An 11,038-nucleotide genomic window follows, 5' to 3' on the forward strand; every position below is an offset into this window, starting at 1 on the left:
TTACATTTCCGACCATTGCCGGATCAGGTTGTGATAGACGCCCGTGATGCCAACGACGCCTTCGTCGTCTGCACCCAACCGTTCGGCCATCGATTGAATGTTTTGATCAAGGTCGAAAAGAATGCTGCGCTGTTCGTTCGAACGGACCATACTTTGCAACCAAAAGAACGATGAAACACGCGCGCCGCGGGTCACGGGCGTGACCTGATGCAGCGACGTGGAAGGATACAGAACCATGTCTCCAGCGGGCAATTTGACGGTTTGCGCGCCGTAGTGGTCTTCCACGATCAATTCCCCGCCGTCGTATTCGTCCGGTTCCGAGAAAAAGATTGTCATCGACAAATCTGTGCGCAGCCGTTCCTGCGTGAATGGATTGACCCGCACGGCATTGTCGACATGAACGCCGAAAGTTTCGCCGCTTTCGTAGCGGTTGAACATCGGCGGTAGGATTTTGTTCGGGATCGCAGCCGACAAAAACAAAGGATTTTGGCCCAGCCGTTGGAGGATAAGCTGGCCCAATTCCCGCGCTGTATCCGACGTGGGATTCAGTTGGCGGTTTTGTTTGACCTCGGCCGATTGCGCGCCTGCCGTCAGTTTGCCGTCCTGCCAATCAGCAGCATCCAATTTCGCGCGGATAAGGCGGACTTCGTCTTTGCTAAATAGTTGTGGAACGGTGATCAGCATGGCGGACCCCTGAATTATGAGTTGAAGAAAAAGGGGGCGGCTCAGACCGCCCCCAATGTCGGTTGATTAGAATTTCATGTCCAAAGTGACCGAAATTTCACGACCAGGCGCGACGTAGACGAACGGGCTGCCGGAACGGTAACCGGTGTCGTACGCGGTTTCGTCAAACAGGTTGGCAATGCCTGCTTTTAGAACCATGTTTTCTTCGAATTCGTATTCGCCGAAAACATCCACGACAGTCGACGACGGCAGGGTGTTTCCGTTAGGAACGACGCTGCCTAGGTTTTTCTCGCCTGTGTAGGTCACACGGCCGCCAACGTTGAACTGATCATTGATCTGGTACATCGCCAGCAATGTCGCCTGTTCGTGCGACATGTTCGCCATGCTTTGACCGATGTTGGTTTCAGTTGCGGAACCTGTGACTTCGGATTGCATGAACGTTGCGCCACCAAACAGGGACAGACGTTCGGTTGCGTTACCCGCAAAGCCCAGTTCAATACCCGAAATTTTGTAGTCCAGCGTGTTGGTTGCGTTAGCACCGCCACCTTCGGCTGCGCCTTCTTTTTGGGTTTGGAACAGCGACGCGGTGAGCGACAGACCTTCCAGCACTTCGGCTTTGGCGCCGAATTCGAACGACAGGTTGCGTTCTGGTTCGAACAGACGGTTCGCATCCAGACCACCATAGTCACCGCCGCCTGCGCCGATTTCTTGGCCAGCGGGGTTGGACGACGTGGAGACAGCGCCCCACAGGTTGACATTGTCACGCAGCGCGTAAGTCAGGCCGAGGTTGTAGTTCACCATCTGGTCATAACGTTCGACCGACGGATCGCTGTCACGCGATTCAGGATATGCTGCATCCCATGCGCTGTAGGCTTCGGCGTAGGCCTGTTTTTCAGCGTCGGTTGCGGTCGACCAATCGGTCGACGTGAAACAGCGTGTGCCACGGCAGGTTTCAGTGGTTGTTGCGCCATAATCGGTTGCAACAGGTTCTGCCGCATCAGCACCGTCTGGGCGCGAATAGCTGTATTTTTCCTGATTGTAGGTGTCCAAACGCAGACCACCGGTAAAGGTCAGACGATCGTTCACTTCGACGCGGTCCATCAGATACAGGCTGCCTGCATCGGTGCGGCCTGTCAGACGGGGTTCGCTCAATGTTGCGGCCTGACCATCCCAACAATCTGCCAGATCAGAGGCAGGATCGACTGCGCTGATCGCCGACGGACAATCCAGATCGCCCGGCAGATAGATGTCTTCATAGCTTTCGCTGTTATAGGTCGTATCGCCTGCACCAACGTCGGTACGTTCGAACGACAAACCAATGATATAATCATGTGTAAAGCCCGCGAAATCGGCGGTGCCCGATAGTTCGGTCACGTTTGCCAAGGAATCGATGGCTTGGTTACGGGATTTAACACTGACGCCAACGGTCCAATCGTTGATATCGTCGGAATCGTTGGTGTTGCCGTTGCTAGGTGCGGAAACGATGTACGCGTTGCTGGACGATGACGAACGCAGCGTGCTGGTCAGTTTGCCGCCCCAGTCGAATTCATGATCCAGCGACAAGGTGCTGATGTTTTGTTCAACGGTTTGGAAATCGCGACCAGGAATGCCGTAGAAGGTCGATGAATCGATGCCGTATTCGGTGATCGGGCCATCAATGCCGCGTGTGTCGTCGCTGATATATGCAACGCCCCAATCCGGCACGCCTTCTAGTTTTGTGTAGGTCTGGTTAAAGTTGACAGTCGTGCGATCCGTCAGTTCGTAACGCAGCGCGACTGCCAGACCTTCGCGGTCGTCTTCGACGCCGTCACGGCCAGCAACAACGCCATCTTGGAACATGCCGTTGATGCGGTATTGGAACCGATCGTTCACAACTTGGTTCATGTCGATTTCCTGACGGCGGGTGCCGGCATCGGTCACGGTGGTAACAGAACGCGTGAAATCAACGTCCTGAGGCTGCTTCGATTGAATATCAACCGCGCCGCCTGTGGTGCCGCGACCGCCAACAGTGCCCGATGGGCCTTTTAGAATTTCGACCTGTTCGGTGGCAAAGGTTTCGTGCGCCATGATACCTGGATCGCGAACGCCGTCTTGGTAGATGTCGTTATTCGCTTTGAAACCGCGAATATACAGGTTGTCACCGAACGACGATCCGCCTTCGCCAAAGCCTAGTGCGATACCAGGTGTCGAACGCGCGATTTCGCGGATGCTGGTGGTGCCGGTGGTTTCCAGCACCTCTTGGGTGATGGCGGTCACCGTGCGCGGCATATCCTGCAGGTCGCCCTGCAAACGGCTGTTGCCCGAAGTGTTCGCTTTGAACGGGGCGTTAGGGTCGGCGTATTGGCTGCCACCTGCTGCGGCGAATGCAGCGGCTTCGGCGGCGGCTTGGGCTGCTGCCTCGGCTTCGGCGCGGGCAGCATCTTCGGCGGCACAGATCGGCGTGCCATATAGTTCTGGGATACAAACCTGCGGAGCAGCAGGCGCTGCCGTACGGCGCGCTGTCGTTTGCTGACGTGGTGCAGGCTGTTGCTCAACTTCGGTTGTTTCGACGTCCACGGTTGGCAAAACGATGGTCGTTTCTGCCGATTGGCCAAAGGCAGCGCTGGCCAAACATGCAGCCGTCAAGGACGCCCCAACAAGGCTGGTCGGTCGCGACGCAGTCCCCAAGGCAGAGGTATTTCGTAGGTTGCGCATTATTCATGTCCCCAATTGTTTCCGGTTGGCTGTCTGGACATGAGTCGTAGATGGCTTTGAATGCGCTACGCCGATAGTTTAGCAATTTGGTCGGGTAAACCAAATTTTGTTTATGCAGGATAATTATGACTAAAACAGTAAACTTATAGTGACTTTATAGCCACAAACCTTTGGCAGAGACTCGGGTATTGCGGTCTGATGTCTGAAACGGGGGCCGATCACACAGATCACGTTGATCAGGCCGCATTGGCGCGGCGCACGGACCACGAACCACGCAGCAAAAGATTTAGCAGTAAAAAGGCGGCCCATGGTGGACCACCTATCGTTCTTAGATGGTGAATGCCGCGACGAAAGCATCGACAGCGGCGTCGCTGTCTTTGGCAGCCCAAGCCTCCATCGCGACAGGTCCGGTATAGCCCATGCCGTGCAGGGCCTGCGCAACGCCGGCATAGTTGATCTCTCCGGTGCCTGGCTCGCAACGGCCGGGGTTATCGGCAACCTGAATTTCCCCAATCCAAGGCAAACAGGCCTCACACCAGCGGATCAGATCACCTTCGCCAATTTGCGTATGATATAGGTCTAGGTTAATCCGCAATTGCGGGCGATTAACGGCAGACACCAAATTCAACACATCCGCGGTAGACCCGAACGGACACCCTGGGTGATCCCATGGGTTCAGGTTTTCAAGCGTGAAAACAACGCCTTCTTCTTCGGCCATGTCGCAGATCCGGTGCAACGTATCACGCGCACGCAGCACCCTGTCGGGCCCAAAGGCACCGTGCTGCGGGATCGGAATACCGCCTTTACCCAGCCCCGTGCCATGCAAATTCAACCGATCCAAACCCAGCCGTTTGCCCACCTGTGCGGTTTCGCGCGCGGACGCGATCAACATATCCGCGCCTTCGGCATCGGTCAGGCGGCCCTGCAAATAGCCGTTCATAATCGTATAATTCGCGCCGACAGATTCCAGCGCTGCCAAATCATGTTCGGGATGGTTCCACAAACCAACACCCAACCCACGTTCGGTTAATCGTGCGGCGCGCCATTCTATTGGTTTATCTAGCCACAGCATCTCTGCGCAGGCGGCAAGTTGAAATGATTGACCCATATTTGCTCTCCTTCCCTTAAATGTTTGCCGTTTAGGCAGGGATCAACCCGACCTCGCGGGCGATGCGTTTCAATGTGTGCAACCCCAGCGTCTGATACATCAGCGGATTGCGTAGATCGGGGTCCTGTTCAGCCTCGATCACGATCCAACCGTCGTATCCTGCGTCTTTTAGGATCTGTAAAAGCGGTGTGAACTCTACCCCGCCTTCCTGATCGCCGGGCACGGTGAACACGGACCCGCGCACACCGTCCATGAATGACCAGCCTTCGGTTTCGACGCGGGCGCGGACGGCAGGGCGCACGTTTTTCGCGTGGAAATGGCGCACGCGATCCACATGTTTGCGCAGCACGGCTTCAGGATCGCCGCCGCCAAAATAACAATGGCCCGCATCAAACAGCAGCTTGGTTTTGCCGCCCGCTGCCTGCGTTGCGGCCATAAACGCGTCGATATCTTCGGGCGATTGCACGACCGTGCCCATGTGGTGGTGATAGACCAGATCGATCCCCTGATCCGCGCAATAGGCGGCGATCTGTTCGACGCGGTTCGCAAATTCTGTCATGCCCGCCGCATCCAACACGGGGCGTTCGGACAATGGCTTTTGCTGGCCCTGAATGGTGTTGGATGTTTCGCAGGCGATGCACACGGTGCAGCCGTTGTGTTTCAATTTATCCAGATGCGGCTGGATCGCGGCCTTTTCATCGTCGATCGAATTGGTCAGCACATTCAACGAATGCCAGCCCGAGATGAACTTTAGCCTATAATCGGCCAGCAGACTGCGCAGCGCCTCGGGGTCGTCCTGCGGCCAGCGGTGACCGTTTTCAATCCCGTCAAAGCCGATCAGACGGCCCGCTTCGGTCAGGATGCGGGCGGTCGGAATATCCGCGCCCAGCGATTGATCATCGTCATTGGCCCAAGCGATAGGGTTTGTTCCAAACTGGATCATTTGAATGCCTTGGTTCATCAGGTTTTGGCCACGTCGATAGGTTGGCCTATTGGATCGTGCATAATTTTGGATGCACGCCGCATGTCGCGTCGCACAGTCAGGCCATTAATAGCTGACGGTAACCGCCTGCCCCGTTTTCAAACTTTCGGTCGCGGCTTCGGCCATCGCCAATGCAGCGATACCGTCTTCGAGCGTGACCGGCATATCTGTTCCGTCCAAAACGGCCGAAACAAATGCGTCCCATTCTGCCGCGTAGGCAGGCATGTAACGTTCAAGGAAAAAATAGGTTGGTTTGGCAGACACAACGCCGGCTATCGTCGACTTTACAACCGTGTTTTCCAGCATGTTCTGCGCCTGAAGCAATCCTTCGGAGCCCAGCAGTTCAACCCGCTGGTCATATCCGTACACAGCGCGGCGGCTGTTTTTGATCACGGCGATACGGCCATCGGCGTAGGTCATGGTGACAACTGCGGTGTCCACGTCACCCGCAGCGCCGATTTCGGGATCAACGATCGACGATCCGACCGCGCGGACCGACACGGGGCGGTCGCCCATCAGGAAATTCGCCATGTCGAAATCGTGGATCATCATGTCACGGAACAATCCGCCCGACACTTTGATATAGGAAACAGGGGGCGGCGCAGGGTCGAACGACGTGACCGACAGCAATTCAGCCTTGCCGATTTCGCCCGATACCAACGCGCCGCGCACGGCGGCAAAGTTCGGATCAAAACGGCGGTTAAATCCGATCATCACCGGTTTGCCCGTAGTCGATGCAGCGGCCAGACATTTTTTGGCACGCTCTAACGACAGGTCGACAGGTTTTTCACACAAGACGGCTTTGCCCGCTGCGGTCGCGGCTTCGATCAGGTCCGAATGCGTGTCAGTGGACGATGCTACCAGCACCGCATCAATTGTGTCGTCATTCAGGATATCATCGACGGAACGGGCCTCTGCCCCGTGTTCTGCCGCCAATTTTTCAGCGGCCTGCGCATAGACGTCCGCAACCGCAACCAGCGTCGAACGTGCGTTACCTGCGATGTTCACAGCGTGCACTTGTCCAATCCGGCCAGCGCCAAGCAACCCAATTTTAAGCATGTATTCCTCCCAAAGAAGCGACTCGTCATTGCGCTTCGTTAATGTGATTCATACGTTTTTTGCACACGCGTGCAATCTATTTATGCTCGCGAGTGCAAAAATGGTTTACGATCGAAATGAAAGCGCCGCGATACACAGCCCAATACCCTTTGAATTGCGGATAGATCACGGTAGAACCACACGTCAAAGATCAGGAGCCATTCGCGTGACCAGCCAACCCAAAACCGCAAATGTTACAGCCGACGACGTGGCGATTGCGGCTGGCGTGTCGCGTTGGACGGTGAACAGAGCGTTCAAAAAAGACGCGTCAATTTCCCCAAAAACACGCGACAAGGTGATGAAGGTCGCCGAAGAAATGGGATACATCCCCGACCTTCGTGCCGCGTCATTGGCATCGGATCGGTCCAATCTTGTCGCCCTTTTGATCGATGATTTTGCGAACCCGCACAAACTGGTCATGTTAGAACGTTTGACCACGGCGATGCGCAGTCGCGGTTGGGACACGTTGCTGGTGAACACACTGGATGCAGATGACACGGCCCCTGCCCTGACGCATGCCAGTCGCCGCCGCGTTGATGCCTCGATCCTGATTGGGCTTCAATTCCACGATGAAGTCTTGCAGGCCGTCCAAAAGGCCCACAACATCAAAAAGCTGATCATTTTTGCGCGTAGTTCTGAACAGGACAACACGATTTCCATCTGCGTGGACGACCGCGCCGCAACGTTGGAAATAGCCAGTTACGTCGCAGATAAAGGGTATAGAAAACCGTTCTACGTTGCTGGCCCGCGCGTGCCTTCCGCGCATTTGTTGCGCAAAGAAACATTCGCCGAATTTTGGGCCGACACATTCGGCACAGAGGTCCAAAGCCTTGCCGTAGAGGCATATGACGCGATTTTGGCAGCGGACGCGGTGCGCACACGTTTTGAAAACGTGACCCGCAGGGAATTGCCAGATATTCTGGTCTGCGAAAACGACGCGATCGCGATGGGTACCATTGACGCCGTGCGCCATCATTTGGGTCTACGCGTTCCCGAAGATATCGCAGTATTCGGTTTTGATGATGTGCCTCAGGCAGCTAGCCCGAATTACCGGCTTAGCACTTACAGGCAGCCGCTTACCGAAATGGCCAATTATTTGGTCGATGTATTGGAAAGCAACGACACCGCCAATTTGGATCGTCAATTCATGGGCACACTGATCCGTCGCGAAAGCGCATAATCACCTACGAAGCCCAACGATCGAAACAAAAAGGCGCCCCTAATCGGGCGCCTTTTCGCATTTTCCGTTTGTGCGGCTGTTAGAAATTGATTTCCAACGCACCACCCACGTTCGCCCGACCGCGCGATGTCAGGCCAGCGTCGCCGCTGATTGTGCCGAAACCCAGATCGCGTTCGATGCTAAAGGACATGGACCCAAAGGAGTATCCGTTGCCCCATTCACCATCCAACGTCAGCCCATAGGACAGATCGTTGTGGTCACCGGCGGATTCGATCCCGATCGATGCACCGTATCCGCAGACACCCGACATCGATCCCATCGATTGGTAACAGGCGACACGTGGATTGACCCACAGGTTTGCGCGACCATCGTTGATCAGCTGATCTGCCCGCAGTTCGGCAAAGGCACGACCGCCTGCGATGGCATCCAGTTCCAGACCACCTGCTTGAGACAGGCCGCCCAGTTCTGCAACCACATCAACATCCGCCCCTGGCGTGTAGACCGCATCGAACCCGACACGAGGCGCCAAAGTGGTGTTGCCGAATTCGATCTCTCCGGACAACGCCGCACCAGCGAAACCAGCAACATAGCGGTATTCACCGTTTGCTGCGATTGTTCCTTCGGCACGGTCGAAATCCAGTTCGAATTCGTGGCGACCGATGGCTGCACCCAGATAGTAATCTAGGAACAGGTTACGATCCAAACGGTTCGCGCCATAGATACCGGCATTCACACCCAGCCCGCGGATTTCGCCCGTCGCTAGACGCGTGACATCCGACTGCGAACTATATCCACCGACAAAGTAACCAAAGACGCTCTTGTCACCTTTGTACTGCTCGCGGCGGTAGGACAGGTTGATCATGCTTTGGGTCTGGCCCTGTTCAGTGTCGATATAGGACAAGGACCCTTCGAAAACTTCGCGACGATCCGTGATACAATCATGCGCATCACTGACGAAGTTGCCGTTGGCTTTCACACCGTTTTCGTCTGCATTCGCGCTGAACGCACGGGTCAGGCTATAGCGGTCTTCACACGGTCCAGCATAGGAATCCATCGCACCGTCAATCGCACGGAATTCAACGCGGCGGTTGCGCGCCTTACCCTCTGCGGTGTCGTTGGACGCGATAGGTTCACGTTCACCGTAGCCACGCGCAACGTAGTTGGTCGTATCGACACCACGCGCAGTCAATGCCGCCAAAACCGCAACCACACGACGTTGGCTTAGATCCAGGTTATATGCATCCGACGCATCACTATCGGTGTGACCTGCGATTTCAAACGCACCATCCGGACATGTGGTCAGGATCAAAGCAAGCTCGTCAAGGATACGATAGCTTTGTGGTTTAATGATCGCCTTGTCCGTGTCGAACAGAATGTTTTCTGCAATCAACAATGCGTTCACATCCGCCAGACAGCTATTGGCCGAACGACCACGCAGCTGGTTTACCGCATCAGCAGAATATCCACTGATCTGACGGCTCTGCATCGTCAATGTGTTCGCCAGATCCTCTTGCAGGATGGTTTTCAGGTCGTCCTCGATTGCATCGATAAGCGCCGTTGGGCCATCCACAACTACGATTTCCACTTCGGCCGTCGAACAGTTCGTTGGGTTCGACGCTTCGCAGATTTCATAGCCCAGCGTGTAGGTCCCAGGCGACGTTCCAGCGGCAACAGTTACAGTCCCATCCGGATTCAACGTGATCGCACCTGTTGCTGGCGCCGGAGCAGTGACCGTGGTCACATTCACCAGCGACGGATCAGTGATCGCAGCGCCGTCCAGTGTATCGTTCGCGAGCAACGACACAGCAGAGGTCGCACCCGTCAAACCGTCCAACACGATGTCATCATCGTCATTCGCTGTGATATCAACCGCAGGCAATACCGATACCGACAACATTGCTTCGTTCGACCAGCGTCCCGCAATATCCGAAACCTGATAGGCAGCAGGCGTTGGAGAGCCCGAGAAACCAGCAGCCGGCGTAAACATGACCATGCCACTTGTCGCGTTCACCGTCCATTCACCTTCGCCCGGAACGGTCAATGTTTTGCCGTCCGCAGAGAGAGTTGATCCCGCAGGCGCATTTGCCCCCGTCAGCGTGACCGATGTCGGATCCAGCGGGAAATCACTGTCATCATTCGAAATCGGATCAATCATGACTGGACCGGGCTCTGCTGGCGTCGCCGCATCATCCGTGGCCTCAGGCGTTGAACCATAGCTTACCGCAATAGACGCAGGGGCAGAAACATTGCCATCGCTGTCCGCAACCGTATAGGCCACTGGCGTTGCGTCACCTACAAGCCCTAGTTCAGGCGTAAAGGTAATCGCACCCGTCGCCCCGTCCACGGTCCAGACGCCTTCGCCAGGCACGGTCAGCGTTTTGCCATCCGCCGCAAGCGTTGCCCCCGCAGGCGCGTTCGTCAGAACAACCGACCTGGCATCCAGCGCATTATCCGCATCTACGTCGTTCTCCAATGGATCCACAGTCAATGGAACCAGTGTATCACTATACATGGTGTCGTCCGTCGCCACAGGCACATCGCCATAGTCAATCGCCAGTGCCGCCACATTCGACGTGTTGCCGTCCGCATCGTCCACCGTATAGCCCACTGGGGTTGGATCGCTCAGGAATCCGGCCTCGGGCGTAAAGGTCACATCGCCGGTCACCGCATCCACGGTCCAGACGCCTTCGCCAGGAACGGTCAGCGTTTTGCCATCCGCCGCAAGCGTTGCCCCCGCCGGCGCATTCGTCAGAACAACCGATGTTGCATCCAGCGCGTTATCCGCATCCGTGTCATTGCCCAAAGGAGAGATCGTTGCAGCGCCATAGACCGGGCTGATCAACGTGTCGTCGTTCGCAACCGGCACATCGCCATAGTCGATCGCCAGTGCCGCCACATTCGACGTGTTGCCGTCCGCATCGTCCACCGTATAGCCCACTGGGGTTGGGTCGCTCAGGAATCCGGCCTCGGGCGTAAAGGTCACGTCGCCGGTCACCGCATCCACAGTCCAGACGCCTTCGCCAGGAACGGTCAGCGTTTTGCCATCCGCCGCAAGCGTCGCACCAGCCGGCGCATTCGTCAGAACAACCGACGTGGCATCCAGCGCGTTATCCGCATCCGTGTCATTGCCCAAAGGAGAGATCGTTGCAGCGCCATAGACCGGGCTGATCAACGTGTCGTCGTTCGCAACCGGCACATCGCCATAGTCGATCGCCAGTGCCGCCACATTCGACGTGTTGCCGTCCGCATCGTCCACCGTATAGCCCACTGGGGTTGGGTCGCTCAGGAATCC

The 11,038-nt window shown here is 56.2% G+C and carries 7 protein-coding genes; 1 reads left to right on the forward strand and 6 read right to left on the reverse strand.

What is annotated here, in order from left to right; genetic code table 11:
• The 5 genes from ACXAGA_RS12560 to iolG all read right to left on the reverse strand — a co-directional run bounded on the left by ACXAGA_RS12560 (position 1) and on the right by iolG (position 6,527).
• A complete protein-coding gene (locus ACXAGA_RS12560) occupies positions 1 to 684 on the reverse strand; it encodes a Fe2+-dependent dioxygenase (RefSeq protein ID WP_475117819.1) in 684 nt (227 codons plus the stop codon).
• Between the two features lie 66 nt (positions 685 to 750).
• Positions 751 to 3,378 carry a TonB-dependent receptor gene (locus ACXAGA_RS12565; protein WP_475117820.1) on the reverse strand — a complete coding sequence of 876 codons (2,628 nt, stop codon included), beginning with the start codon at positions 3,376 to 3,378 and terminating at the stop codon, positions 751 to 753.
• Between the two features lie 328 nt (positions 3,379 to 3,706).
• Positions 3,707 to 4,486, reverse strand: coding sequence for a TIM barrel protein (locus ACXAGA_RS12570; protein WP_475117821.1), 780 nt, complete (start codon positions 4,484 to 4,486; stop codon positions 3,707 to 3,709).
• Positions 4,487 to 4,517: 31 nt separating this feature from the next.
• Positions 4,518 to 5,429: a myo-inosose-2 dehydratase gene (gene iolE, locus ACXAGA_RS12575; protein WP_475117822.1), complete on the reverse strand. Its 912-nt coding sequence runs from the start codon at positions 5,427 to 5,429 to the stop codon at positions 4,518 to 4,520.
• Between the two features lie 105 nt (positions 5,430 to 5,534).
• Complete coding sequence (gene iolG / locus ACXAGA_RS12580; RefSeq protein WP_475117823.1) at positions 5,535 to 6,527, reverse strand: inositol 2-dehydrogenase; 993 nt, start codon at positions 6,525 to 6,527, stop codon at positions 5,535 to 5,537.
• 205 nt (positions 6,528 to 6,732) lie between these two features.
• On the opposite strand from iolG, the gene ACXAGA_RS12585 reads away from it, so the two are divergent.
• Positions 6,733 to 7,746 carry a LacI family DNA-binding transcriptional regulator gene (locus ACXAGA_RS12585; protein ID WP_475117824.1) on the forward strand — a complete coding sequence of 338 codons (1,014 nt, stop codon included), beginning with the start codon at positions 6,733 to 6,735 and terminating at the stop codon, positions 7,744 to 7,746.
• Between the two features lie 79 nt (positions 7,747 to 7,825).
• Here ACXAGA_RS12585 and ACXAGA_RS12590 read toward each other — a convergent pair.
• A partial coding sequence (locus tag ACXAGA_RS12590; protein WP_475117825.1) for an OmpA family protein occupies positions 7,826 to 11,038 on the reverse strand: 3,213 nt, incomplete at its 5' end.

The organism is Marivivens sp. ABH4_498, from assembly GCF_056160585.1.